Annotated in this window: 24 protein-coding genes; 14 read left to right on the forward strand and 10 right to left on the reverse strand. The window is 69.7% G+C overall.

All coding sequences use genetic code 11. The features are described from left to right. Positions 1–41 precede the first annotated feature (41 nt). Both BR31_RS0126435 and BR31_RS30315 read left to right on the forward strand, forming a co-directional pair. Positions 42–842, forward strand: a complete 801-nt coding sequence (locus tag BR31_RS0126435; protein WP_027503576.1) for a crotonase/enoyl-CoA hydratase family protein — start codon at positions 42–44, stop codon at positions 840–842. An 81-nt stretch (positions 843–923) separates the two neighbouring features. Beyond that, positions 924–1,535: a ribonuclease H family protein gene (locus BR31_RS30315; RefSeq protein ID WP_037178556.1), complete on the forward strand. Its 612-nt coding sequence runs from the start codon at positions 924–926 to the stop codon at positions 1,533–1,535. Here BR31_RS30315 and BR31_RS0126445 read toward each other — a convergent pair whose 3' ends face one another. The 3 genes from BR31_RS0126445 to BR31_RS0126460 all read right to left on the reverse strand — a co-directional run bounded on the left by BR31_RS0126445 (position 1,536) and on the right by BR31_RS0126460 (position 4,247). Beyond that, a complete protein-coding gene (locus tag BR31_RS0126445) occupies positions 1,536–2,432 on the reverse strand; it encodes an amidohydrolase family protein (protein ID WP_442970257.1) in 897 nt (298 codons plus the stop codon). 292 nt (positions 2,433–2,724) lie between these two features. Next, complete coding sequence (locus tag BR31_RS0126455; RefSeq protein ID WP_027503578.1) at positions 2,725–3,726, reverse strand: oxidoreductase; 1,002 nt, start codon at positions 3,724–3,726, stop codon at positions 2,725–2,727. A gap of 41 nt (positions 3,727–3,767) precedes the next feature. Then, the gene (locus tag BR31_RS0126460) at positions 3,768–4,247 is read right to left on the reverse strand and encodes a MaoC family dehydratase (RefSeq protein ID WP_027503579.1); all 480 of its coding nucleotides are present in this window, start codon (positions 4,245–4,247) and stop codon (positions 3,768–3,770) included. 109 nt (positions 4,248–4,356) lie between these two features. Here BR31_RS0126460 and BR31_RS0126465 point away from each other — a divergent pair, with 109 nt between their 5' ends. The 5 genes from BR31_RS0126465 (at position 4,357) to BR31_RS0126485 (ending at position 9,326) form a co-directional block, all read left to right on the forward strand. Beyond that, the gene (locus tag BR31_RS0126465; RefSeq protein ID WP_027503580.1) at positions 4,357–5,037 is read left to right on the forward strand and encodes a TetR/AcrR family transcriptional regulator; all 681 of its coding nucleotides are present in this window, start codon (positions 4,357–4,359) and stop codon (positions 5,035–5,037) included. A 129-nt stretch (positions 5,038–5,166) separates the two neighbouring features. Continuing rightward, the gene (locus tag BR31_RS0126470; RefSeq protein ID WP_027503581.1) at positions 5,167–5,985 is read left to right on the forward strand and encodes an SDR family oxidoreductase; all 819 of its coding nucleotides are present in this window, start codon (positions 5,167–5,169) and stop codon (positions 5,983–5,985) included. A 43-nt stretch (positions 5,986–6,028) separates the two neighbouring features. Further along, a complete protein-coding gene (locus BR31_RS0126475) occupies positions 6,029–7,255 on the forward strand; it encodes an acyl-CoA dehydrogenase family protein (protein ID WP_027503582.1) in 1,227 nt (408 codons plus the stop codon). 1 nt (position 7,256) lies between these two features. Next, the gene (locus BR31_RS0126480; protein WP_231496715.1) at positions 7,257–8,294 is read left to right on the forward strand and encodes a phosphotransferase; all 1,038 of its coding nucleotides are present in this window, start codon (positions 7,257–7,259) and stop codon (positions 8,292–8,294) included. Between the two features lie 48 nt (positions 8,295–8,342). Then, complete coding sequence (locus tag BR31_RS0126485; protein ID WP_027503584.1) at positions 8,343–9,326, forward strand: NADPH:quinone oxidoreductase family protein; 984 nt, start codon at positions 8,343–8,345, stop codon at positions 9,324–9,326. Between the two features lie 105 nt (positions 9,327–9,431). On the opposite strand, the gene BR31_RS0126490 is transcribed toward BR31_RS0126485, so the two are convergent. Continuing rightward, on the reverse strand, positions 9,432–12,899 hold the full coding sequence (locus BR31_RS0126490; RefSeq protein ID WP_027503585.1) for an indolepyruvate ferredoxin oxidoreductase family protein: 3,468 nt from the start codon (positions 12,897–12,899) through the stop codon (positions 9,432–9,434). A 162-nt stretch (positions 12,900–13,061) separates the two neighbouring features. Here BR31_RS0126490 and BR31_RS0126495 point away from each other — a divergent pair, with 162 nt between their 5' ends. From BR31_RS0126495 to BR31_RS0126510, 4 genes are all read left to right on the forward strand, one after another. Next, on the forward strand, positions 13,062–13,574 hold the full coding sequence (locus BR31_RS0126495; protein ID WP_027503586.1) for an Lrp/AsnC family transcriptional regulator: 513 nt from the start codon (positions 13,062–13,064) through the stop codon (positions 13,572–13,574). 102 nt (positions 13,575–13,676) lie between these two features. Continuing rightward, positions 13,677–14,051 (forward strand): nuclear transport factor 2 family protein, encoded by a 375-nt coding sequence (locus tag BR31_RS0126500; RefSeq protein WP_027503587.1) that lies wholly within the window; start codon positions 13,677–13,679, stop codon positions 14,049–14,051. A gap of 61 nt (positions 14,052–14,112) precedes the next feature. Further along, entirely contained in the window at positions 14,113–15,048 is a 936-nt protein-coding gene (locus BR31_RS0126505; RefSeq protein ID WP_027503588.1) for a DNA-3-methyladenine glycosylase family protein, read from the forward strand. A 126-nt stretch (positions 15,049–15,174) separates the two neighbouring features. Then, entirely contained in the window at positions 15,175–16,353 is a 1,179-nt protein-coding gene (locus BR31_RS0126510; RefSeq protein ID WP_027503589.1) for an acyl-CoA dehydrogenase family protein, read from the forward strand. 69 nt (positions 16,354–16,422) lie between these two features. Here the strand turns inward: BR31_RS0126510 and BR31_RS0126515 are convergent, their stop codons facing one another. Then, entirely contained in the window at positions 16,423–17,022 is a 600-nt protein-coding gene (locus BR31_RS0126515) for a TetR family transcriptional regulator (RefSeq protein WP_231496711.1), read from the reverse strand. A gap of 139 nt (positions 17,023–17,161) precedes the next feature. Between BR31_RS0126515 and BR31_RS0126520 the strand changes: the two genes are divergently transcribed. Then, the gene (locus tag BR31_RS0126520) at positions 17,162–18,313 is read left to right on the forward strand and encodes an alpha/beta hydrolase family protein (protein WP_027503591.1); all 1,152 of its coding nucleotides are present in this window, start codon (positions 17,162–17,164) and stop codon (positions 18,311–18,313) included. Between the two features lie 61 nt (positions 18,314–18,374). On the opposite strand, the gene BR31_RS0126525 is transcribed toward BR31_RS0126520, so the two are convergent. From BR31_RS0126525 to BR31_RS0126545, 5 genes are all read right to left on the reverse strand, one after another. Then, a complete protein-coding gene (locus BR31_RS0126525; protein ID WP_027503592.1) occupies positions 18,375–19,118 on the reverse strand; it encodes an SDR family NAD(P)-dependent oxidoreductase in 744 nt (247 codons plus the stop codon). Between the two features lie 25 nt (positions 19,119–19,143). Next, positions 19,144–20,064: a 3-oxoacyl-ACP reductase gene (locus BR31_RS0126530; RefSeq protein ID WP_027503593.1), complete on the reverse strand. Its 921-nt coding sequence runs from the start codon at positions 20,062–20,064 to the stop codon at positions 19,144–19,146. A gap of 152 nt (positions 20,065–20,216) precedes the next feature. After that, positions 20,217–20,618, reverse strand: a complete 402-nt coding sequence (locus BR31_RS30850; protein ID WP_051637766.1) for a cupredoxin domain-containing protein — start codon at positions 20,616–20,618, stop codon at positions 20,217–20,219. Between the two features lie 132 nt (positions 20,619–20,750). Further along, the gene (locus BR31_RS0126540) at positions 20,751–21,239 is read right to left on the reverse strand and encodes a nuclear transport factor 2 family protein (RefSeq protein WP_027503594.1); all 489 of its coding nucleotides are present in this window, start codon (positions 21,237–21,239) and stop codon (positions 20,751–20,753) included. Positions 21,240–21,280: 41 nt separating this feature from the next. Further along, a complete protein-coding gene (locus BR31_RS0126545; protein WP_027503595.1) occupies positions 21,281–22,150 on the reverse strand; it encodes an LLM class F420-dependent oxidoreductase in 870 nt (289 codons plus the stop codon). 170 nt (positions 22,151–22,320) lie between these two features. On the opposite strand from BR31_RS0126545, the gene BR31_RS0126550 reads away from it, so the two are divergent. Next, entirely contained in the window at positions 22,321–23,208 is an 888-nt protein-coding gene (locus BR31_RS0126550; protein ID WP_027503596.1) for an IclR family transcriptional regulator, read from the forward strand. A 132-nt stretch (positions 23,209–23,340) separates the two neighbouring features. Continuing rightward, positions 23,341–24,798, forward strand: coding sequence for a hypothetical protein (locus tag BR31_RS30325; protein WP_156042640.1), 1,458 nt, complete (start codon positions 23,341–23,343; stop codon positions 24,796–24,798). The last annotated feature ends 80 nt before the right edge of the window (positions 24,799–24,878 follow it).

Raw genomic sequence — 24,878 nt, forward strand, 5'->3', positions numbered from 1 at the left:
GCGCACCGCCTACCCTTGGCCGCGACCGGAAGGAGTGCGCAGTGACCGAGGCAATCGTGGTGGAGCGGGACGGGGACATCGTCACGTGGACGCTGAACCGTCCGGAGACCCGCAACGTCATCTCCGAGCCCGACATGATCGAGGCCTTCGAGGCGGCGATCGCGGACGTCAATCGGGACGTGACGGTGCGTGCGGTGATCTTGACCGCCGCAGGGCCGTCGTTCTCCTCGGGGGGCAACGTCAAACACATGCGCGACCGCGAGGGAATGTTCGGCGGCTCGCCCGTGGAACTGCGCGGCGGCTACCGGCACGGCATCCAGCGGATCCCACGAGCGCTCTATCACTGCGAGGCGCCGGTGATCGCCGCGGTGAACGGCCCGGCCATCGGGGCGGGCTGTGACCTTGCACTCATGTGCGACATGCGGATCGCGGCGACCACGGCCACGTTCGCGGAGAGCTTCGTCAAGCTCGGCATCATCCCGGGCGACGGCGGTGCCTGGTTCCTGCCGCGCGCGGTCGGACAGGCGCGGGCAGCCGAGATGGCCTTCACCGGCGACGCGATCGACGCCGCGACGGCGCTCGAGTGGGGCCTGGTCTCCCGGGTGGTCGAGCCGGTTGAGCTGGTGCCGACCGCCCGTGCGCTGGCCGAACGGGTCGCGGTGAACCCGCCACAGGCCCTGCGGATGACCAAGAAGCTGCTCCGCGAGGGGCAGCACCAGAGCCTGGAGAGCCTGCTCGAGCTGTCGGCCTCGATGCAGGCGCTGGCGCATCACACACAGGATCACCAGGAGGCGGTGGCCGCGATGCTCGAGCGCAGGCCGCCGCGGTTCACGGGCGCCTAGCCGGGGCCGGGGGCGGGGTGCCGGCCCCGGCCCCGGCGCGGGCCCTTCGCAATGTCGGGGGGCCACCGTAAGGTGTCGGACGTGATCATCGTCAGCACGGACGGCTCCTGCCTTCGCAACCCCGGTGGCGCGATCGGCTGGGCGTGGGTCAACCACCTGGGGCCGAGCCGCTCCGGTGGCGAGCGGTCGGGCACCAACCAAATCGCCGAGCTGCGTGCGCTTTTGGAGGCCATCAAGGCGCATCCGGGTGACGAGCCGATGTTGATCGAGTCCGACTCGCAGTACGCGATCAAGTGCGCCTCCGAGTGGGTGTCCGGCTGGAAGCGCAAGGGCTGGCGTACGGCCTCCGGCGAGCCCGTGAAGAACCTGGACCTGGTGCGCTCCATCGACGAGGCGATCGCCGAGCGGACCGGCCCGGTGCGCTTCCGCTGGGTGCGGGGCCACGTCGGCAACCATTACAACGAGGAGGCGGACAAGCTGGCCGGTGAGGCCGCCCGTGCCGTCGCGGCCGGGGCCGCCTCCGCCCCGGTGTCCACCCCGCGGGCGCAGGCCACGACGCACTCCGCGCCGGTCTCACCGGCGAAGAAGGTCTCGCGGGCCAAGTCGGTCGCGGCGCACACCGCCGTCCAGGCCGAGCGGGAGCCCACGCTGTTCGAGGTCCCCGCATCGGACGACTCGCTCACCCTGTTCTGATCAGAGGTCGAACAGGCGCACCCCGTTGCCGTGGCACACCGCGCGGACCCACTCCGCCCCGAGGTCGAGCCGAGAAACCGCCTCCAGGGCATGGGCATACGGGTACGGGATGTTCGGGAAATCGCTGCCGAACAGGATCCGCTCCTGCAGGTCGAGCAGACGCGGCAGATCGGACGGCAGCAGCGGCGCGGCATCGTTGATGAAGTCGGTGAACGCCATCGTGGTGTCGAGCAGCAGCCGGTCGTGACGCTCGGCGAGGGCCAGGAACTCCGGGTACTCGGGCATGCCCATGTGCGCGATGACCAGGCGCAGCCGGGGGTACCGGGTCAGCAGGTCCGCGATCGGCCCCGGGCCGGTGAAGCGCCCGGGCGCGGGTCCGGAGCCACAGTGGATCACGATCGGGGTGCCCGCGTCCTCCAGCACGCCCCACACGCCGTCGAGCAGCGGATCGTTCGGGGAATAGTCGCCAACCTGGATGTGCGACTTGAACACCCGGGTTCCGGCCTCGAGCGCTGCGGTGACGTACTCGGCGGCGCCGGGCTCGGGGTAGAAGGTGGAGGTGTGCAGGCAGTCGGGGTTGCGGGCCGCGAACTCGACCGCCCATTCGTTGAGCCAGGCGGCCATGTGCGGCTTGTGTGGATAGATCATCGAGGTGAACGCACGGACCCCGTAGGACCGCAGCCGGTCGAGCCGGACGTCCTCCTCGTGCCGGTAGGCGATCGGCCACTCCATGCCGGTCAGCGGTCCGGCCGAGTCGAAGTACCTCCACACCTTGTCCATCACGTTCTTGGGCATGAAATGCGTGTGCACGTCGATGATTCCGGGCAGGCTCCACTGCTCACGGAACGCTGTCACCGCATCGATGTCGGCCTGCCGGGCTTCGGGTTCGTCGATCACGTGACCCACCCTGTCATGTCCGGTATCGCTTCGACCAGAGCGGTCGACAAGGTCATGGACCATCGTTACCGTAGCTGAGGATCGCGGTCCCGTGGTCCTCATCGGAGTGCTCTCGAGGAGAAATTCAAGCATGCTGACCAACGTGATCAACGGGTTCCTGGGTGTCGTCGGCGGAAGCTCGGCCGGCAGCAGCGGTTACGAGATCGCCCCGGGCACACTGCCGTTCGGTAGCTGAACCCAACGTTGCCGCTGATCGGGTGGACCGGAGCGTCTCACCCGATCAGCTCGGCGCTCAGAATCCGCCGTCGACTCGGACCACGGCGCGGCCGGTGTGGTCCCCGGCCCGAATCCGGTCCAGCGCCAGGGCGACATCCCGGATCGGCACCTCGTGCGCGATCGAGGACAGGTGTCGCGGACGCAGATCGCCCGCGAGGCGCGCCCACAGCGCACGGCGCTTGTCGATCGGCAGCTGCACGGAGTCGATGCCGAGCAGGGAGACGCCGCGCAGGATGAACGGCAGCACGGTGGTCGGCAGCGCCGATCCGCCGGTCAGTCCGCTCGCCGCGACCACGCCGCCGTACCTGATGGTGCTGAGCACGTGCGCGAGCGTCCGACCGCCGACGCAGTCGACCGCGGCCGCCCACTCCGCCTTGCCGAGCGGGCGGGGCTTCGCGTCCGGGTCCTCGGGCAGCCGACCGATCACGGCCGCGGCGCCGAGCGAGGTCAGCAGGTCCGCGGCCTGCGGCTTGCCGGTCGACGCGATCACCTCGAACCCGGCCGCGGCGAGCAGGTCGATGCTCACGCTGCCGACACCGCCGCTGGCACCGGTGACAAGGACCGGCCCCTCGGCCGGGGTGATGCCGCGGTCGAGGATGGCCTGCACGCTCATCGCCGCCGTGAAGCCCGCGGTGCCGATGGTCGCCGCGTCGCGGGGGGAGAGCTCCGAGAGCCGGACCACCCAGTCGGCGGGGACCCGGGCGAGCTCGGCGTAGCCGCCGTGACGTCCGGTGCCGATCTCGTATCCGTGCGCGAGGACCAGGTCGCCGGGCGCGAACGAGTCGTCGTCGGAGGCGACGACCTCGCCCGCGAGGTCGATGCCGGGGACGATCGGGTACTCGCGCACCACCCCGCCCCGTGGCGTCACGGCGAGGGCGTCCTTGTAGTTGACGCTCGAGAAGTGCACCTTGATGGTGACCTCGCCCGCCGGCAGGGCGCCGGTGTCGAGGATGTCGGGGCCGAGGGTGATCTCCCCGTCCTGATCGCGTGCGATGAGAGCCGAGAACGTCGTGGTCACCGTGCCGAGCCTAGGGCGTCAGCCATCTCACGGCCAGGGTTCTACTTGCGCTCGGCGAGGAATCCCACCGCCTCCGCGACCAGGACCGGTTTGGCCCCGCCCTCGCGCTCGAAGGTCAGTTTGTTCAGGATCTGCGCGCCCCCTGCGATCTCGTGTACCGAGACGATCTTGGCGCTCATGCGAAGTCGGGACCCGACCGGAAGCGGCGCGGTGAACCTGACCTTGTTGTAGCCGTAGTTGAGTGCGTGCGCGAAGCCGTCGAAGGCGATCAGCTGCCCGGTGAAGAACGGGCCGAGCGAGAGGCTGTAGTTCCCGTGCGCGATGGTGGTGCCGAAGGGGCCGTCGGCGGCCCGCTCGGGGTCGACATGGATCCACTGATGGTCGCCGGTGGCGTCGGCGAAGGCGTCGATACGCTCCTGCGTCACCTCGTGCCAGGCGGTGGGGCCGAGCACGGTGCCGACCAGCGCGGTGAGCTGGGCGAGGGTGCTCGGCCTGATCGGGTCGGCGCTGGAACTGGTCATGTCTGTCGCTCCCGTGCTCCGCGTGGCGTCACGCCTTCCTCTCAGTATGGGCCGCAGGAGGGGAGCAGGCCACGGGCGCCGACGACCCGCGTTGCCGTATAAATACGGCATGTCAGGATCAGTTTCCGGGGATGATCGCGACGACGCGCCGCCGTCGATGGCGCGATCGGGTCTGCTTCGGGAGCTACCCGCCACCGAGCGCGGGCTGCGGACCAGGGCGGCGCTGATCGCGGCCGCCAGAAAGGTGTTCGAGCGCTCCGGCTACCTCGACACCCGCCTGATCGACATCACCAAGGCGGCCAAATGCTCGGCCGGGACGTTCTACACCTACTTCGCGAGCAAGGAAGAGATCTTCGCCGCGGTCCTCGAGCTGGCGCAAGAGGACATGATGCACCCGGGCATGCCGCACGTGGAGGCCGAGGACGATCCTGCCGCGATCATCGCGGCCAGCAACCGGGCGTACTTCGAGGCATACAAGCGAAACGCGAAGCTGATGGGGCTGCTCGAACAGGTGGCCAGCATCGATCCCGAATTCCGGGTGTTGCGGCAGCAGCGGGCGGACGCCTTCATCCGCCGCAACGCCCGCAGCATCGCGAACCTTCAGCAACGCGGACTCGCGGATCCGGATCTCGATCCGTTGCTGGCATCGTCGGCGCTTTCGGGCATGATCAGCCGCCTCGCGTTCGGGTACTTCGTCACCGGTGGGAGCGACGCGGCGTCCCTCGAGGACATCGTCGACACCGCCACCCGACTGTGGGTGAACGCGCTCCGCATCGCCGCCCGCGGCTGACCTCTACTTCACTCGTTTGGCCAGGTCCTGGTACTGAAATCGCCTCATAGTTGAATCTGAACTCATATTTAATTACCCTTCGGCGATACTCGGATCACGACTGATCACCGCGAGGGAAGAGGAATTGCTGTGAAGGTTGCGCAGAAGGTCGCCATCGTCACCGGTGGCGGCGGAGGAATCGGTGGCGCGCTCGCTGCACGGCTCGCCGCCGAGGGCGCGAAGATCGTCGTCGCGGACCTCGACGAGGCCGCCGCGCTCTCCGTCGCCGCGAGTGTCAACGCCGAGCATCCCGGTTCCGCGGTCGGCGCGGGCGCGGACGTCTCCGACACGTCCGCGATCCAGCGACTGATCTCCCTTGCGGAGTCCGAATTCGGCCCGGTGGACCTGTATTTCGCCAACGCGGGCATCAGCGGCGCGCCGGGCCTCGAGGCGACCGAGAGCGACTGGGACCTGTCGATCGACGTCAACCTGCGGGCCCACATCCGCGCCGCGCAACTGCTGGTCCCGCAGTGGCTCGACCGGGGCGAGGGCTACTTCGTCAGCACCGCATCGGCCGCGGGCCTGCTGACCCAGATCGGCTCCGCCACCTACTCGGTGACCAAGCACGCAGCGGTGGGCTTCGCCGAGTGGCTCAACGTCACCTATGGCGACCGCGGGATCCGGGTCAGCTGCCTGTGTCCGATGGGGGTGAACACCAAGCTGCTCTACGAGGGCGAGGAGTCAGGGGATGCCCGCGGCGTCGCGGCGACACGCGCCGTGACCGCGGCCGGTGAGGTGCTGGAACCGTCGCGGGTTGCCGACGACGTGCTCGCCGCGATGGACGAGGAACGCTTCCTGATCCTCCCGCACGCGGAGGTACTCGAGATGTACCGCCGCAAGGGGGCCGACTACGACCGGTGGCTACGCGGGATGCGGCGCTTCCAGGCCGGACTGCTGCCGGGCGCCTGACCCGCCCTCCCATAATTCCTCCCCCCACCTGTCAGGAGTTCACATGTCCCTGTTCGATGTCTCCGACCGCGCAGAGAAGATCCGGGCCGACCTGCTCGAGTTCATGGACTCGCACGTCTATCCGGCGGAAGCCGTCTACGAGGAGCAGATGCGGGCGGCGGGAAACCCCCACTTCCAGCCGCCGATCATCGAGGAACTCAAGGTCGAGGCGCGAAAGCGGGGACTGTGGAACCTTTTCCATCCGCATCCAGGAACCGGGGCGGGCCTGAGCAACCTGGAGTATGCGCCGCTGGCCGAGATCATGGGGCGCAGTCACCTCGCCTCCGAGGCATGCAACTGCAACGCGCCCGACACCGGCAACATGGAGGTCTTCGAGATCTTCGGCACCGACGAGCACCGCGAGAAGTACCTGAAGCCACTGCTCGACGGGAAGATTCGGTCCGCCTTCGCGATGACCGAGCCCGAGGTCGCCAGCTCCGACGCCACCAACGTCGAGATGCGGATGGAGCGTGACGGTGACGAGTTCATCCTCAACGGCCGTAAGTGGTTCGCCTCCAACGCAATGCACCAGAACTGTCGGGTGCTGATCGTGATGGGCAAGACCGATCCCTCGGCCGAGATCCACCGCCAGCAGTCGATGCTCGTGGTGCCGATCGATGCGCCCGGCGTCACCGTCGTGCGCAACCTGCCGGTCTTCGGCTACCACGACCGCGAGGGCCACGCCGAGATCACCTTCGAGAACGTGCGGGTTCCGCGGGGGGACGTGCTCAAGGGTGAGGGCGAGGGCTTCGCGATCAGTCAGGCCCGCCTCGGCCCCGGCCGCATCCATCACTGCATGCGGGCGATCGGCATGGCCGAGCGTGCGTTGGAGCTGATGTGCACGCGCGCGCAGTCCCGGGTGACGTTCGGCCGCCCGATCGCCGATCGTTCCAATATCCAGGACTGGATCGCCGAGGCGCGCATCGAGATCGAGATGAACCGCCTGCTCACGCTCAAGGCCGCCCATCTGATGGACACGGTGGGCAACAAGGAGGCGCGCACCGAGATCGCCGCGATCAAGGTGGCCGCCCCGCAGATGGCCCTGAAGATCGTCGACCGGGCCATCCAGGTGCACGGCGGGGCCGGCGTCACCGATGACTTCCCGCTGGCGATGGCGTACGCGCACCTGCGGACCCTGCGCCTGGCCGACGGCCCCGACGAGGTGCACAAGCGGGCCATCGCAAAGCAGGAACTGCGCAAGTACCGGGCCCACCGGCCCGTCGGTGCCTGAGGTGCCCGAGGTGCGCGAGGCCGTCGGGCTCGACCCGGCCGCGGTGACGCGCTGGTTCGGCTCGCTCGGGGTGGGGTTCACCGCCCCGTTGACCTTCGACCGGATCGGGCTGGGCCAGTCGAACCTGACCTTCCTGGTCCGGGATGCGGAGGAGCGCAGGTGGGTTCTGCGACGCCCGCCGTTGGGGCACCTGCTCGCCTCGGCGCACGACGTGGCGCGCGAGGCGCGGATCATGGCCGCGCTCGCCGAGACCGAGGTGCCGGTGCCCCGGATCTTCGGGGTCGCACAGGACCCGTCGGTGTCCGAGGTGCCGCTGGTGTTGATGGAGTTCCTCGACGGCCAGGTCGTCGACACCATGCCGATCGTGGAATCGCTTGCCCCGCAGCGGCGCAGGGCCATCGGGGTCTCGCTGCCGCCGGCCCTGGCCAAAATCCATGCCGTGGACCTCGAGGCGACCGGCCTGACCGACCTCGCCAGCCACAAGCCGTACGCCCAGCGCCAGCTCAAGCGGTGGTCCGGTCAGTGGGAGGTGTCCAAGACCCGCGAACTGCCCGAGCTCGACGACCTCACCAGGCGGCTGGCCGGGGAGGTCCCGGAGCAGAGCGAGATCGCACTGGTGCACGGAGACTTCCACCTGCGCAACGTGATCGTCTCGCACGAGACCGGCGAGGTGGTCGGGGCCCTGGACTGGGAGCTGTCCACGCTCGGTGACCCGCTGGCCGACATGGGCAGCATGCTCGCCTACTGGCCGGAGCCGGGGGAGGACGCGGTCGGCGACTTCCCGGCGTCGACGCTGGCAGGCTTCCCCACCCGTGCGGAGCTCGCCCGGCTCTACCTGGCCGAGACCGGACGCGACGCCGAGGCGTTGAAGTTCTGGCACGTGCTCGGCCTGTGGAAGATCGCGGTCATCGCGGAGGGCGTGATGCGCCGGGCCAGGGAGAACCCACAGAACAGGGCGGCCGCGGGCACCCCGACCGCCGAACAGATCGACGCGCTCGTCCGCAGGGCCCGCGAGGTCGCGGCGGACGCCGGGATCTGATCGATTCTCACCCATCACCCAATCGACGTAGTTGTCAGGAGAAGCAACATGAAGGCTTGGCGCGTCAACGAACTCGGCGAACCCCGCGACGTACTGAGGCTCGAGGAGATCGCCGAACCCGCACCCGGCCCGCGCCAGCTCATGGTCCGGGTGCTGGCGGCGCCCGCGAACTTCCCCGACGTGCTGCTGTGTCGCGGCGAGTACCAGATCAAGCCACCGCTGCCCTTCACCCCCGGCGTCGAGCTGTGTGGTGAGGTGGTCGCGGTCGGCGACGGTGTCACCGCGTTTGCGGTCGGGGACCGGGTGATCGGTAACCCGAGCCTGCCCGGTGGCGGATTCGCGGAGCTGGCGGTGCTGGAGGAGGCGAACACCTTCCCCGCGCCCGCCTCCCTTGACGACGCCGAGGCGTCCGCGCTGAGCATCGGCTACCAGACGGGCTGGTTCGCGCTGCACCGCCGCACCCAGCTGCAGCCGGGCGAGACCCTGCTCGTCCACGCCGCCGCGGGCGGGGTGGGGAGCGCGGCCGTGCAACTGGGCAAGGCCGCGGGAGCCACGGTGATCGGGGTGGTCGGCGGGCCCGAGAAGGCCGAGTACTGCCGCAGGCTCGGCGCGGACCTGGTGATCGACCGGCACACCGAGGACATCATGTCCGTGGTCAAGGACTTCACCGGCGGCCGCGGCGCAGACGTGGTGTTCGACCCGGTCGGCGGCGACGCCTACACGAAGTCCACCAAGTGCATCGCCTTCGAGGGCCGGATCATCGTGATCGGGTTCGCGGGTGGCACCATTCCGCAGCCGGCCCTCAACCACGCACTGATCAAGAACTACTCGATCATCGGGCTGCACTGGGGCCTGTACAAGGCGTACAACCAGCAGGCCATCGACGACTGCCACGTCGAGCTGACCCGGCTCGCCGACGAGGGGGCGATCAAGCCGCTGATCAGCGAGCGGCTCTCGCTCGCCGAGGTGGCCGACGGCATCGGCAGGCTCGGCGACGGCACCACCGTGGGACGGATCGTGTTCCAGCCCTGAGACATCCCATCCTGAATTCGCGCCGCCGAGTGCGAGAGAGGGCATCCGGTGGTCGGTCGGGGAAGACGACCACCGGATGCCCTCTGCGGGAGCGGAACTCCGTTGTTACCGCTCGATTCCCAGCTCGCGCAGCCGCTCCCAGTAGAGCTCGACGTTGCCGAGCTTGACGTCCTCGTAGCCGCGGACGACGTCGGGCAGCGCGGCGATCTCGGTGGCGTTGTCGTAGTTGCCCGCGTCCAGTCCGTCCGCGAGTCGCAGCACCGTCGCGGTGTAGTGCGCCAGCAGTTCGCGCTCGACCTTGCGGACATGGGCGTAGCCGAACGGGTCGAGCTTGGTCCCGCGGAGCACCTTGCCCTTGGCCAGCATCTTCAGTGCCACATGTGACTTCGGTCGGAGGCCGATCTTCTTCTTGCGGCCCAGTGCCCGCAGTGCGGGCGGGTGCAGCTTGTAGGTGAGGTTCTCGCCACCGGGGACCTGGGACGCGACGTCCTCGAGGAAGGCGGGATCGACCAGCATCCGCGCGACCTCGTACTCGTCCTTGTACGCGGTGAACTTGAACAGCCCGCGGGCAACGGCCTCGCTGAACTCCGTCCGGTCGGTGACCGAGCGCTCCGCGGCCCAGATGGATTGCACGGCGTCGATGTACCGGCGCGCGACCTTCGCGTTCTGGAACTCGACCAGCTCGCCGGCGCGAAGCTCCACCAGCCTGCGGACCTCACCGTCAAAGGTGCTGTCGGCGAGCAGGTGCGCCGGTGCGACGGCGGGGGTGCGCGCGACCCGCGAGGTGACCGCGGCGAACGCATCCGGATCGGCGAGGGCGACCCGACCCCAGCGGAAGGCGTCGATGTTCGCGGCGACCGCGATGCCGTTGATGCCGATGGCCTCCTCGATGGCCTCGGCGGGCAGCCTCAGGCCACCGCTCTGGAAGGCCGCGCCGATCAGCAGGAAGTTCGCGGCGGCGGTGTTGCCGAACAACTCCTGGGCGGCGGCCAGCGCGTCGAACGCGGTGAGCGACTTCGATGCCGAGCCGAGGCGGTCGAGCAGTCCCTGCTCGTCCGGGTACCGGACGGACTTGTCGTAGACCATGTCGCCGGTGGGGGTCTGGCTGGTCGATGCCACCGCGACCGTGGCGGCCGCGCTGCCGTAGCCCAGGTTCTTGTTGTCGGTGGCGGTGAGCAGGTCGAAGGCGACGATGCAGTCGGCGCTGCCCGGCGTCAGCCGGTTCGACGGCTCCAGTGCGCCAGGGGAGAAGCGCAGGTGCGAGACCACCGGTCCGGCCTTCTGGCTGAGGCCGATCTGGTCAAGGGACTCCACCTCGTAGCCGGCGCGCAGCGCGGCGGTGGCGAGCACCTGGTTGACCGTGACGATGCCGGTGCCGCCGATGCCCGCGAGGAAGACGTTCTGCGTCGAGGTCAGCTCGCCGAGGTCCGGGTCGGCCGCGAGCGGCGGCACGGGGCGCTCGGCCCGGGCGGACTTCTTCTTACCCGGCACCACCTCGACCGTGACGAACGACGGGCAGTCGCCGTCCAGGCAGGTGTAGTCGGTGTTGCACGAGGTCTGGTCGATCCGGGTCTTGCGGCCGAACTCGGTGTCTACCGGCTGCACCGACAGGCAGTTGCTCTTGGTCCCGCAGTCGCCGCACCCCTCGCAGACGGCCTCGTTGATGATCACGCGGGTGTTGCGGGTCGGCAGGGTGCCGCGCTTGCGCTGGCGGCGGGCGTCGGCGGCGCAGTGCTGGTCGTAGATCAGCACGGTGACGCCCTCGACCTCGCGCAGCTCCTTCTGCGCCTCGTCGAGGCGGTCGCGGTGCCACAGCTTGGTGCCCTTGGCGAGCTGCCTCTTGTTGTGCCGCTTGGGATCGTCGGCACAGATGATGATCCGCTTGACGCCCTCGGTGGTGAGCTTGTGGGTGAGCTTCGCGACGGACAGCGCGCCCTCGGCGTCCTGGGCTCCGGTCATGGCGACGACGTCGTTGTAGAGCAGCTTGTAGGTGATGTTCACGCCTGCCGCGACGCAGGCCTGCACGGCGAGCTGGCCGGAGTGGAAGAAGGTGCCGTCGCCGACGTTCTGGAACAGGTGCTTGACGTCGGTGAACGGGGCCTGGCCGATCCACTGGCTGCCCTCGCCTCCCATCTGGGTCAGCCCGGTGACGGCGCTGTCCTCGCGATTGGAGATGGTGACCATGGTGTGGCAGCCGATGCCGCCGCCGCCGATCGAACCCTCGGGCAGTGCCGTGGAGCGGTTGTGTGGGCACCCGCTGCAGAAGTACGGGGTACGGGTGGCGGACAGCACCTCGAGCGAGAGCTGCGGTGGCAGAGCCTTTTTCAGCTCCACACGGTTCTTCAGTACCCGACGCAGCGGGCCGAGCAGCCGGCCAGCGGTCAGCTCACCGTCGACGGGCATCAGCGGCCGCCCCGCGGCGTCGCGCTTGCCGAGGATCTGCGGGGTGTGCTCGGTGCCGTAGAGGATCTCGCGGATCTGCGTCTCGATGAAGGCCGTCTTGTCCTCGACCACGATCAGCTGCTCGAGGCCGGCGGCGAACTCCCTGACCTTCTGCGGGCCGAGCGGGGTCGGCATGCCGATGCGCAGCAGCCGGATCCCGGCGGCGTGCAGCGCGGCCTCGTCGACGCCGAGGTCGAGCAGGCCCTGGCGCAGCGAGTCGAAGGTGGTGCCGGTGGCGGCGAAGCCGATCGTCGCGCCCGTGGGGTCGACCTCGATCACATCGAGATCGTTCGCGGCGCCGTAGGCGCGCACCACCTCCCAGCGGGGCCCGTACAGGTCGGCCTCGGCGATGACGCTGTCCGTCGGCACCGCCATCGGGCGCTGCTTGTAGACGAACGGCTTACCCTCCCATTCGATCTCGGGGACGGTGATGTCGATGTTCGACACCCTGCCGTCGACGGTCCAGGCGCCGTCGGCGACATCAGCGACGACCTTCAGCGCGACCAGGCAGCCGGAGGCGCGCGACAGCGCGACGCCGTGCATGCCCATCGTGATCATCTCTTCGGCGTTGCGCGGGAACAACACCGGGATCCCCAGCGCCGCGAGGGACCGCTCGCTGACCGCGGGGACGGTGGAGGACTTGGAGGCGGGGTCGTCGCCGACCAGCAGCAGCACCCCGCCCTTGGGATTCACCCCGTACATGTTCGCGTGCCGCAGCGCATCGGTGGCGCGATCGACCCCGGGGCCCTTGCCGTACCAGACACCGATGACGCCGTCGTGCGTCGCCTTCCCTGCGGGCAGGTCCGCCTGGCTGCCCCAGACCGCGGTGGCGGCGAGCTCCTCGTTGAATCCGGGCACGAAGGTGATGTCGTGCTCGGCGAGCACCTGCGGCATCCCGTGCAGCATCTTGTCGACGCCGCCGAGCGGGCTGCCCTGGTAGCCGGAGACGAAGGTCGCGACCCGTCGGCCCGCGCGGATGTCGTGCACGTGCTGCTCGACGAGCTGGCGCGCGATCGCCTGGACGCCGGTCAGCAGCACCGGGCCCGACCCGGACCGGTAGCGGTCGTCGAGGTCGTACGGGGCGGGCAGCGTCGCCGTCGGGGTGACGGGACGATCGGCCAGTTCAGTCATCGCGGTCCACCGTTCCTTTGCCGCATCGGGTCACGTTGCGCGCATTAATCGGGCATGGGGTGTAGCAATGATTTGCCCAGGTGGCGGGACCGTCAACACCCATTGAATGAGCTGACGGATATGATCAGTTGTGACCCACGACACTGGAATGAGGTCGACATTGTGATCAGCATCGATCGGCTCGACGCCTCGCTGCTCAAACTGCTCACCGAGGATCCGCGCGCCGGGGTGATGGAGCTGGCCGCCCGCCTCGGCGTCGCCAGGAACACCATCGCCTCCCGGATGCGGCGGCTGGAGGAGACCGGGGTGGTCACCGGATACCGCCCTGACGTCGACCTGCCCACCCTCGGGCTGCCGGTGCAGGCCTTCGTCGGTGCCGAGCTGGAGCAGGGCCGCATCCAGGACGTCATCGAGGACCTGCGCGGGGTGCCGGAGGTGCTGGAGGTGCACACCACGACCGGTCGCGAGGACCTGCTGATCCGCATCGCGGCGCCCTCGCACGAGGAGCTGCTGCACGTGCTCGAGAGCATCCTGGGTCTCGACGGTGTCGCGCACACGACCACCACGCTCGCCCTGACGACGCCGGTGAAGTACCGGACGCAGCCGCTGGTCGATCACATCACCCGCGAGGCGGGTCACGGGCGGTCGGCGGCCTCGTACCGGGGTGAGGGCTGACGGATCCGACCAATCGGCGGATGACATGTACACGCCGGGTGCCCGTTGCTTGACTGGACCTGTCGGTCTCATCGGAGAACGACAGGACACGGGAGGTGTCTCATGTCAGGTGAGCAGAACATCGAGATCGCGAAGAAGGGGTACGCGGCGTTCACGGCCGGCGACGCGGAGGCGGCGATGGCCGACCTCGCGGACGACCTCGAGTGGATAGTGCCGGGCAACAGCGCGGTCTCCGGCACCTATCACGGCAAGGTCGAGGTCGGCGGGTTGTGGGCGAAGTTGGCCGAGAAGTCTCTGACCACCACGCCCCAGCACTTTCTCGGCGACGAGGAGAGGGTCGTGGTCCTGACCCAGGTGAGCGCGGGCGGGGAGAGTTGGGACTCCGCCGACGTTCTGACCTACCGGGACGGGAAGGTCGTCAAGATCCAGACCGCGGGCGACACGGCCAAGTTCGAGAAGGTGTTCGGCACGCGATAGCCGGGTGGTGGGTCGTGAGGCCGCGCGTGTCGGGCGGCAGTGGGCGACCTATCGTCGGGGGATGACCACCCCAGCCGCGCACCCCGATGTGGTGGAGATGACGCTGGTCAGCACCCGACCGCTGGCGCTGGCCAGCACGCTCGCCCCGCTCGGCCGCGGCCCCTACGACCCCTGTCACCGGACAACCGCCGACGGTGCGCTCTGGCGGACGTCGCTGATGCCGACCGGCGCGGTGACCTATCGGTTGACCCAGGCGGGCGCGACCACGGTGTCCTGCCGGGCCTGGGGACCGGGCGCTGGTGAGTTCGAGACCACCCTGGCCGACCTGCTCGGTGAGGCGGACGACACCGCCGGCTTCGCGCCCGAGCACCCGAAGGTGGCCGAGGCGCATCGGCGCTTCCCCGGGCTCCGCATCCCCCGCACCGGCCGGGTGTTCGAGGCGTTGGTGCCCGCGATCCTGGAGCAGCGGGTGCACACCGTGGCGGCCCACGCGTCCTGGCGGCGGCTGGTCACCCGCTACGGCGCGCCCGCGCCGGGCCCGGCACCGGACGGAATGCGGGTGCCACCCCCGGCCGAGGTGTGGCGCCGGATCCCGTCGTGGGAGTTCCATCGGGCGGGCGTTGATCCGCGCCGCTCCCGCGCCATTGTCACCGCTGCGGCGGTGGCGAATCGGCTGGAGGAGTCCGCGGCGATGGCAGCTCCGGACGCGGCGGCCCGGCTCCGGGTCGTCCCTGGGATCGGGGAGTGGACGGCGGCGGAGGTCGCCCAGCGAGCCCTCGGCGACGCCGACGCCCTCTCGGTGGGCGACTTTCACCTGTCCGCGATCGTCGGGTGGTCACTGCTCGGCCGCCCGCTGGACGACGCGGAGATGGTCGAGTACCTCGAATCGGTCCGGCCGCACCGGCATCGGGTGGTCCGGCTGCTCCAGGTCAGCGGCCAGGCGGTCAAGCCCAAGTTCGGGCCGCGCACCCCGATCACCGATCATCGCGGGCGCTGAGTTCGCGGCGAGGGAGGTTCTTTCCCAAGCGACGGGTTCGTCTCGCCGAACCGGCCCGGCCGGGTGCACGATGGTGTTCGATTGACGACGGCGCGCTACCGACGCCACGGCAGTGGGAGGCAATCAATGGGTCAGGTCCAGGATCGGATCGAGCAGTTCGCGGAGGAGATCCGCGCCGAGGGTGTGGAGGGCGACCGGCTCATGCGGCTGACCGACACCTCCGCGAAGCGGCTGCGTGAGTCGGGGGCGATCCGCATGCTGCAGCCGAAGCAGCACGGTGGGCTCGAGGTCCACCCGCGTGAGTTCGCCGAGACGGTCATGAGCATCGCCGCGATGGACGGCGCCGCTGGATGGGTCACCGGCATCGTCGGCGTCCACCCGTGGGAGCTGGCCTTCGCCGACCCGAAGGTGCAGGAAGAGATCTGGGGCGCGGACCAGGACACCTGGGTGGCGTCACCGTACGCGCCGATGGGCGTCGCCAAGGCCGTCGACGGGGGCTATGTCCTCAACGGTCGCTGGTCGTTCTCCTCGGGCACCGATCACTGCCAGTGGGCGTTCCTCGGCGCCCTGCTCGGCGACGAGAACGGCGCGCCGGTGATGCCGCCGGTGCCGCTGCACGTGATCCTGCCGCGGTCGGACTACCAGATCGTCGCCGACTCCTGGGATGTCATCGGACTCCGCGGCACCGGGTCCAAGGACCTGATCGTCAAGGACGCCTTCATCCCGAGCTACCGCACGATGCTGGCCTCGGAGGTGATGGACGGCACCGCGGTGAAGAAGGCGGGCCGCACCGAGACGCTGTACAACATGCCGTTCTCCTGCATGTTCCCGCTCGGCATCACCTCGGCGGTCGTCGGCATCGCCGAGGGCGCGCTGGCCTGCCACATCGCCGCGCAGAAGGACCGCGTCGCGATCACCGGCACCAAGATCAAGGAGGATCCGTACGTCCTCTACGCGATCGGCGAGGCCGCGGCCGAGATCGCCGCGTCCCGCGCCGCCCTGCTCGAGACCGTCGACCGGTTCTGGGACATGACGGAGGCGGGCAAGGAGATCGACTTCGAGGCGCGTGCCATCGGGCGTCGTACTCAGACCGCGGCGGCCTGGCGTGCGGTGCGCGCGGTGGACGAGATCTTCGCGCGCTCGGGCGGAGGCGCGCTGCACTACAAGTTCCCGATGCAGCGCTTCTTCCGGGACGCACACGCCGGCATCGCCCACGCGATCCACGTGCCGGGCTCGATCTTCCACTCCTCGGCGCTCACCCAGCTCGGCGGCGAGCCGCAGGGGATCCACCGCGCGATGATCTAGGCGGCTCCGCCGCCCGTGCGCGGTTGACGAGTGCATGGACTCCTCAACCGCGCACGGGCGCGCAGCGCCTCACTCGGCCGCGAGTAGTGCGACCGCCATGCGGATCAGCTCGGGCTCGAGGGAGTCGAGGTCCTGTGCCGCCTCGGCTGTTGGCTCGCGCTCCCAGGCCGCGAGGGCCCCGATCACGAACCGTGCCATCAGCGCGACCCTCCTCGGCCGTGTCGACTCCGGTATCTGGGTCAACTCGCCCGCGATGTCCGTGAACAGCCCGTGCACAACCATGACCGCGTCCGTGTGCGGCTGCCGGGCGGCCTCCGCGTCGTCGAGCGCGAAGAAATCGAGCCGGATGCCCGCCAGCCACTGTTCACTGAAGCGCGCCCAATAGCTGGGCCGCTGCCTGCGCAGCTCGGCGACGAGCGGGCCGACGTAAGCCTCGACCATCGTGGGCAGCGTGAAGTCACCGCTCGCCCGCGCCGACGCGATGAATGCCGCGCGGTCCTCGTTGACCGGCTCGGTGTGGAGCTGCCACACCGCCTCGAGCAGGCCCTCCCAGGATCCGAAGTGGTAGGTGACCGCCGAGTTGTTCTTGTGTCCGGCGGCCTTGACGACCTCGCTCGCGCGGACACCGTGCAGGCCCCGCTCGGCCACGAGTTGTTCAGCGGCCCTCACCAGAGTGAGACGACTCGTTGACATGGGTGTGTGCGCCACGGTACTAAGAGGCCCTTCTTAAATCACATCTGGGGCGATCCGCTCCACCGCATGCTCGGAGGCCGCCATGCGTCACCCTCGTCCAGCTGTTTCGTTCCGAATGATAGGTGCACTGGCGGTCACCGCCATCGCCGTGACCGGTTGTTCCTCGGGTGGGGGAGAGGATGCCGGTTCGTCGCCGCGCGCCGGCGACGTGCTCTCCTCGGCGCCCCTCACCAACGCGGCGGTGCTGCCGAGCGCCGCCCGCAGCGAGCTGATCACCTACGCATCGCAGAACGGCGCGGGTGAGCCGATCGTCGTCTCCGGTACGGTGGCGATCCCGTCGGGGACCGCGCCCGACGGCGGCTGGCCGGTGATCAGCTGGGCCCACGGGACGACCGGTATCGCGGACACCTGCGCGCCGTCGGGCGACACGGTCGACGGCGCCGTGCACGACTACGTCGGCCTCGTCAGTGCGACCCTCGACCAGTGGGTCGAGAACGGCTACGCGGTGCTCCAGACCGACTACGAGGGCATGGGCACCCCAGGGGATCACACGTACCTGAACGCGACCTCCGAGTCGAACGCGGTCACCGATATCGCCAGGGCGGCACGGCATCTCGATCCGTCGGTGGGCGACAGGTGGTTTGTCGGCGGGCACAGCCAGGGCGGTGCGGCGGCGATCAGCGCGTCCGATCAGGCGGTGGGCCGGGCGCCGGAACTGACCCTGCTCGGCGCGATCGCGGTCGCGCCGGGTAGCGGCCTGAGTCAGACCCCGCAGTACGTCGCGAGCGGCAGCCAGGCGGTGGCCCCGGTGCTGTCCTTCCTGCCGATCACCCTGCTCGGTGCGGCGGCGGCGGACCCGGCGGTGGTGCCGGAGGAGATCGTGACCCCGGCCGCAGAGCCGCTGATGCGGGCCGCCCGCACCGGGTGCATCGCCGACATCCGCGCGGCCATCGGTGACATCCAGGTGAACTCGGTGATCCGTCCGGGTGCGGACCTCGGGCCGTGGACGGACTACCTCGCCGAGCAGGAGCCCGCGAACGCCGACCCCAAGGTCCCGGTGTTGTTCGCGCAGGGCACCGCGGACGCCCTCGTCACGCCCGCCGCCTCGCAGGTCCTGGTGAAGCAGCTGTGCGAGAAGGGCGCCGAGCTCGACTACCGGACCTATGACGGCGCGGACCACCGGGCCGCGGTCGCGGCGTCGCGGTCCGACGCGCAGGAGTTCACCGATGCGCTCCTCGCGGGCGACGAGACCCAGCAGACCTGCTAGGCGGCACGCTGCCCGTGAGTCCTTCTGGCCCCCAAGGGGACCGGAAGGACTCACAGGCGCGTCAGCGCAGTTTGATGCTGCCGCCGTCGACCATGAGGGTCTGGCCGGTCATGTAGTCGGCGTCCGCGCTGGCGAGGAACACCGCGGCCCGCCCGATGTCCGACTCGGGATCGCCGAACCGGCGCAGGGGAGTCTTGGCAAGGAGCGCGTCCTCGATGCCGGGGTTCGCATCGATGTAGGCCCGGACGCCCTCGGTCATGGCGAGCGGGGAGATGACGTTGACGTTGATGTCGTCCGGGGCCCACTCGTTGGCAGCGACACGGCTGATGGCCCGGATCGCCTCCTTGGCCGCGCCGTACGAGCCCTGCGTCGGCTGGCCCTCGATCCCGGCGCCGGAGGCGAAGTTGATCACCGAGCCCTGGTTCGCCTTGAGCTGCGGATGGCAGGCCTTCATCAGCCAGAAGGTCGGATAGAAGCCGGTGCCAAAGGACAGGTCGAGCATGTCCTTTGTGGTCTCGAGCAGGGGTGCCTGACGGGAGGCGTGGGCGTTGTTGACCAGGATGTCGACCCTGCCGAACGCCTCGATCGCGGCCGCGACGATCGCGGCCGCGCTCTCCTCCTCAGAGATGTCGGCATTCAAAAACCTTCCGGCCCCGTCGAGTTCGTTCTCGAGTGCCTTACCGGCATCGTCGTCGATGTCGACGATCAGGATCCGCGCACCCTCCTTGGTGAACGCCCGGACGATGCCGCGGCCGATGCCACCGGCGCCGCCGGTGACGATCGCGACCTTGCCTGCAAGCCTCATGCCGTGCTCCTTCGTGATGGGCAGATCAGTCGACGGCCAGTGCGGCCTTCTCCAGTTCCGCGACGCTGTACGCGGAGTAGGTCTCGTACTGGCCGCGCCCGGTGAAGTACGACGACAGTTGCTGGTCCAGCTCGTCGACCGTGAATGCGGAACCGCTTGCGTCGAAACGGTTCTCGACCTTGGGGGACGCCATGAGTGCGACCATCTTGCCGTAGACGACGAAGACCTGGCCGGTGATCTCGCGCGAGGCCGGGGAGGCCAGGTAGCTGACCAGGGTGCCGACGCGCTCGGGGGCGAGCGGATCGAGGTCGTCGGCAACGGCGGCCTCGCCGAATGCCTCGGCGGTCATCGCGGTCCTGGCACGCGGGCAGATCGCATTGGCGGTGACGCCGTAGCGGGCCAGGCCCTGCGCGGTGGACAGCGTCAGCGCGGTGATGCCTGCCTTCGCGGCCGAGTAGTTCGGCTGACCGGCGGCGCCGAAGAGGAACGCCTCGGAGGAGGTGTTGATGACGCGGCCGAAGACCGGGCCCCCCGCGGCCTTGCTGGCCGCGCGCCAGTGCACGGCGGCAGCGTGCGATGTCGCAGCGTGGCCCTTGAGGTGCACGCGGATGACGTCGTCCCAATCGGATTCGGACAGGTTGAAGATCATCTTGTCGCGCAGGATGCCCGCGTTGTTGACGAGGATGTCGAACGAGCCGAAGCTCGAGACGGCCTCCGCGACCAGGCGGCCGCCGAGGGACCAGTCGGACACGTCGCCGGTGACGGCGATCGCCTGTCCGCCCGCGGCCTTGATCTCGTCTGCGACGTCGTGCGCGGCCTGACCCATGTCGTTGACGACGACGCGAGCACCGGCCGCGGCGAGGGCGAGGGCCTCCGCGCGCCCGAGTCCGGCGCCCGCGCCTGTGATGACGGCCGTCCGGCCGTCCAAGCTCACTGATTCACCCATCTGGGTCCTCCCTCTGGGCCGCATTGCCCACGAAATTGGTATTTCGTTCCAGTCTCGCCTGGGGGAGGAGGCTCGGGTCGATGGATCCCGGTGACCGAGAGTCGGCCGCGACACCCGTTGCGGATGTGGGGCTTTCGGATCTGGTGCGGGTCTCACTCGACGATGAGGATGCTGTACATCTCGGGGTGATAGACGCAGTGGAACGTGTACGCACCCGGGGTGGTCGGCGCCGTGAAGGTGGCGGACTCGTTGCCGTCGACATGGGTGTCGAACAGCCCCTCGGTGTCGGAGGTGACGGAGTGTTCCGGTCCGGCGCCGTTCCGCACGACGACCTCTTCGCCCGCACGCACCGACGGCGGGGTCTTGTAGGTGAAGTCCTCGATGGCGATCACCGGAGCCCCGGACTCGGGCGCGACGGTGGTGCTCGGGTGATGCTCGGATCCGTCGTCGGAGGAGCAGGCGGCCACTAGTCCGGCCGCGACGGCGAGGGTGGCGAGGCCCGCCCGCCGACGTGCCGCACGTCTGCGGGTGAGGGGGGCGGTGGATCCGGGCATGTCGGGCCTCCGTCGGTCGATGGCGTGACGACGCGCTGAGGAACGTTGCTGGAGTGTGTCCAGCGTATGCCCGGCCCCGTCCTCGCGAAACCGCCGCGCCGTCGCCCGGCGGTCCCGAGGCTAGAGCGTATTTCAGTTCTTGACGCCGGCTGCGAGGATCTCCCGCGCCTCCGCCCGGCCGTCGAGGATTCGGTTGGTGCGCAGCGTGACCTTCCACTCGCCGTCGATGCGGGCGAACTCCCAGCGGTTCGCGGTGATCCGGGCGACCCGGTAGGTCCGGGTTTCCTGGTCGTGCAGGACCAGCTGTGAATGGCAGGTGGCCACCGCGGTGTCGCCGTCGACGTCGATGTGCGGCGGGCCGACGAGGTGGCCGCTGCCGGCGTGGATGTAGGACTGGTGAGGCTTGGACTGCACCATGGCCTCGATCTCGCTGTGCCCGCGCAGGCAACCGGTGTCCACGTCGTAGACGCCGTCCTCGGTCCACATCCCGGCGACCGCCGCGCTCTCGCCGCTGTCGACCGCGGGCCCGTACGCGCTGATGATCCGCATCAGGGCGAGCTGATCCTCGAGCAGCTGAACCCGGGCGGCGAGGCCGGTCAGCAGGGTTTCGGTGTCGGTCATGGTGAGTCCTCCATGTCGAGTGCTGTGGTTGGGAGATCGGGTCAGGAGAACTCGACGCCGAGCGGCGCCGCGAGCTCCTTGAGCGCCTCGAGTTGCTCGCCGTAGTGGGCGGCGCCGGTGGCGGCGATCGAGGCGCTGGCGATGGTGGCGCCCGCGTCGCGTAGCCGGGTCAGCGCCCGGGCCGACCCGTCGGGCGAGCCCGTCGGGTCGAGGGGGCGGCCCGCGCTCAGCACCACCTCCATGCCGGCGGGAACCGGCGCCTTTGCCAGCAGGTCGGCGAGGTCGGGCAGGCCGAGCCCGAACGGCACCCAGCCGTCACCGAGCTCGATCGCGCGTCGCAGCGACCGAGCGGTGCGGCCGCCGATCCACAGCGGCACCCGCGGCTGCTGGGCGTGCGGTTCGACGACGACGTCGGCGAAGTCGTAGAACTCGCCGTGATACTCCGGCCGCGGCCGCGAGAGGCAGGCCCGCAGCGCGCGCAGGGCGTCGTCGGCGCGGGGGCCCCGGCCCTCGAACGGGGCGTCGAGCAGGTCGAACTCCTCCCGCAGGCTGCCGACCCCGAGGCCGAGGGTGAGGCGTCCGCCGCTGATCCGGTCGAGGGTGCCGTAGCGCTTGGCGATCTCGAGCGGATGGTGGTATCCGAGGACGAGCACCTGGGTGACGAGCCGGATGCGACGGGTGCGCGCGGCCAGGAAGCCGAAGGTGGCCAGGGGGTCCCAGTAGGTGCCGCCGCGCTCGGCCGCGATCGGCGCCGGGACCGCGACGTGTTCGCTGCAGGTGAGGTGGTGGTAGCCGAGCCTGTCGGCCGCCTCGGCGATCGAGGCGACCTCGTCGATGCCGGCGCCGACCTCCCAGTCCGCCCGTACCGCTGGGTGCTGGATCAGCACAGGGGTCACGATCCCGATCTGCATGCCACCTTTCATATCCCAGTGGTCCCGATCGCCGCGGTGCTCTCCCGGTGATCGGGACCGAACGAATTCCCTCGGGGGACTCCCGCCGGCCGGGACGGCTTGCTACTGTTTCAGAATTCATTTCAGTTTCGGTGATCGGGCGGCCCCCGATCGGGACCGGAGGAGGACCCATGACGGTCGTCACGGAACATGTCGTGCGCAATGACGCCCGTGAGGCGCCGCCCTCGATGGTCGAACGCATGACCCTGATCCTCGATGCGTTCGACGGGCGGGCGGCGCGGTTGACGTTGGAGGAAGTGGCCTGCCGCGCCCGGCTGCCCCGATCGACGGTGCACCGGATCCTCGATTCGCTGGTGAAGCTGAACTGGGTGGAGCACGCCTCGTTCGGGTACCGGCTGGGCCGCCGTGCGCTCGGGATCGGTGGCGGCGACGGCGGGAACGCGGAGATCCGGGAGGCCGCGGCGCCGCTGCTGCACGAGCTGCACCTGCAGACCGGGATGGTCGTGCACCTGTCGGTCCTGGACGGCCACGAGGCCGTGTACCTCGACAAGGTCGGCGGCCGGCTCGCCTCGTCGATCCCGTCCCGCGTCGGCGGCCGGGTGTCCGCACATTCCACGGCGAGCGGGAAGGCGATGCTCGCCTGGCTCGTCCCCGAACGGGTCGACGCGCTGTTCGGTGGCCCGATGAATCGCTGCACCGACCGGACCATCTCGGATCTCGGTGTCCTGCATCAGGAACTCAACCGGATCCGGCAGCGCCGCGGGCTGGCGTTCGAACGCGGCGAGTCCGCGCGCGGGGTGGCCTGCGTCGGCGTCGGCATCCGCGGGCACGAGGGCCCGGTGGCCGGGCTCTCGCTGTGCGGGGATGCGCGGACGGCGCCGCTGGAGCGGCTCGCACCGCTCGTGGCGGATGCCGCCCGCGAGATCACCCGGACGCTGTTCCCCGAGCTCGGGGGCGGGCGCCGGGCCGCGCGTCCGGAGGCGACCCAACAGGCGGCGACGTGGTCCCCCGAGGCGCGCACGCGGTTCCTGGCCGTGCGGGGTGCCGGCTGGATCTAGGCGGACCGCCCGTGTGGCGGGCCCTGCGCTCCGTGCGTCCACGTGTCGCCGGGCGCGCCGACTGACCGGTGCGTGAACGGTTCGTAAATGTTGCGAAGCACCCCGGCTCCCGAGTTGAACGATCGTCCATGAATGGGTGTGATTGTCCGGCCGAGCGACATCGTCGCAGGCAGCAGGCTGCCGACGCATTCGCACGCAGTCCTCCACTTCGATCAGTCGGGAACGAGCATGAGCCGGGTTTCACGTCAAAAAGGGTTTCGGTCCGCGGTAGCCGCGGCGGCGGTGGGCCTGGCGCTGGTGGGTGGACCGCTCTCGCAGCTCGCTCTCGCCGCTCCCGCGCACGCTGCCGAGACCGTTCGCCAGGACGATCCGGTCTGTGTGGGATCCGATCGGGCGACGATGAGCGCGGTGTTCGACGCGGTCCTGCAGGCCTCGAAGCCGATCCTGCCCCAGCCGTACCTCGACAACTACGAGGGCATCCGCGCGGAGGGGCAGGCGCGACTGAGATCGGTTGGCATCAGCACGCTGAGCGTGTCGAATCCCGCCTCCGTCTACTCGTCGGACGACGAGGCGGGGATCCACAAGTACGGCGATCCGATCACGCAGTACATCATCACGCAGCTGATGAACGTCAAGGCCGGGCGGGAGGGCGCGGTCATCCGCGCCGAGAACCTCACCCTCGGTCAGGCGATCGAGACGGCGTACGCGGTCATCTACACCACCGCCGTCATCCCGGCGAACATCGTCGCAGGCATGATCCCGTCCATGTTCGCGGTCGGGCCGGTCAGCGCCGGGACGCTCATCAGCCTCCCGCTGAGGCTGGGGGCGAAGGGCTTCACGGCCATCTACGAGGCCGCCAGGGACCAGCTCGAGAAGAGCTGCGTGGTCTGGACGACCAAGGCGGTCGCCGACCGCGCCGGCCAACCGGACCAGGAACTCGACTACGGCTTCCGGGCTCCCGCCTTCGTCGAGGCCGTGGCGAACGAGCTCGACATCGCCGGTCCCGACTGCCTGGCCGTGTCCGGCATGCCGCTCTCACGGGTGCTGTCGCGTACCACGAGCCACCTGACCTCCCTCGAGGCCGATCCCGCCCGCCGGGCGCAGATCGAGGATCAGCGCTCGAGGCTGGAGTGGATCATGGGCAACGCGATGGTGCCCGCGAACCTCATCCCCGCGCACCCGGACGACTTCTCCTCGATCGAGAAGTTCCTGTCCATGGGCCTCGGACTCGTCCCGAAGGTCGGCGGCGCAGCGACCGACGCCCTGATCGGGCTGGGCCACAATGTCTTTGCTGGGAAGGACTTCAGCAAGCTGGTACCGCTCGGCACGCTCACGGTCGGGGATTCGCTGACCGCCGCCTACTTCTCGTACGCACTGACCAGCCAGGTGATGGAACTCGTCTTCGACGAATCCATGAACGCGATGTCCGCTGCCTGGACCGGGGCCTCCGCAGGTGTCGGCGCCCTCGTCAACCCCTTCGAGTGGATTCCGTCGCCCTTCCCCCTCATCAACGCGCCGAACGTCTACGGGCTGGTGACCTACCACCACGTCCTGAACTCGGTCTGCCTCACCTCCGAGGCCGACAAGTAGTCGGGCAGCGAGACCCCCGGTGCCTCCGGGGGTCTCGCTCATCGGGATCGGCGGGGCGGGTGGCCTGCGGCTGCGGCAGC

Source organism: Rhodococcus sp. UNC363MFTsu5.1 (genome assembly GCF_000686785.1).
Taxonomy (GTDB): Bacteria; Actinomycetota; Actinomycetes; order Mycobacteriales; family Mycobacteriaceae; genus Rhodococcus_G; species Rhodococcus_G maanshanensis.

Bases quoted from the DNA above. Each gene is read 5' to 3' on its own strand.
- BR31_RS0126460 (WP_027503579.1), bottom strand. From the start codon at position 4,247: ATGACCAGTTCCAGCGCCGACCCGATCAGGCCGAGCACCCTCGCCCAG.
- BR31_RS0126465 (WP_027503580.1), top strand. From the start codon at position 4,357: ATGTCAGGATCAGTTTCCGGGGATGATCGCGACGACGCGCCGCCGTCG.
- BR31_RS0126475 (WP_027503582.1), top strand. From the start codon at position 6,029: ATGTCCCTGTTCGATGTCTCCGACCGCGCAGAGAAGATCCGGGCCGAC.
- BR31_RS0126485 (WP_027503584.1), top strand. From the start codon at position 8,343: ATGAAGGCTTGGCGCGTCAACGAACTCGGCGAACCCCGCGACGTACTG.
- BR31_RS0126490 (WP_027503585.1), bottom strand. From the start codon at position 12,899: ATGACTGAACTGGCCGATCGTCCCGTCACCCCGACGGCGACGCTGCCC.
- BR31_RS0126500 (WP_027503587.1), top strand. From the start codon at position 13,677: ATGTCAGGTGAGCAGAACATCGAGATCGCGAAGAAGGGGTACGCGGCG.
- BR31_RS0126505 (WP_027503588.1), top strand. From the start codon at position 14,113: ATGACCACCCCAGCCGCGCACCCCGATGTGGTGGAGATGACGCTGGTC.
- BR31_RS0126510 (WP_027503589.1), top strand. From the start codon at position 15,175: ATGGGTCAGGTCCAGGATCGGATCGAGCAGTTCGCGGAGGAGATCCGC.
- BR31_RS0126520 (WP_027503591.1), top strand. From the start codon at position 17,162: ATGATAGGTGCACTGGCGGTCACCGCCATCGCCGTGACCGGTTGTTCC.
- BR31_RS0126525 (WP_027503592.1), bottom strand. From the start codon at position 19,118: ATGAGGCTTGCAGGCAAGGTCGCGATCGTCACCGGCGGCGCCGGTGGC.
- BR31_RS0126530 (WP_027503593.1), bottom strand. From the start codon at position 20,064: ATGGGTGAATCAGTGAGCTTGGACGGCCGGACGGCCGTCATCACAGGC.
- BR31_RS30850 (WP_051637766.1), bottom strand. From the start codon at position 20,618: ATGCCCGGATCCACCGCCCCCCTCACCCGCAGACGTGCGGCACGTCGG.
- BR31_RS0126540 (WP_027503594.1), bottom strand. From the start codon at position 21,239: ATGACCGACACCGAAACCCTGCTGACCGGCCTCGCCGCCCGGGTTCAG.
- BR31_RS0126545 (WP_027503595.1), bottom strand. From the start codon at position 22,150: ATGCAGATCGGGATCGTGACCCCTGTGCTGATCCAGCACCCAGCGGTA.
- BR31_RS0126550 (WP_027503596.1), top strand. From the start codon at position 22,321: ATGACGGTCGTCACGGAACATGTCGTGCGCAATGACGCCCGTGAGGCG.
- BR31_RS30325 (WP_156042640.1), top strand. From the start codon at position 23,341: ATGGGTGTGATTGTCCGGCCGAGCGACATCGTCGCAGGCAGCAGGCTG.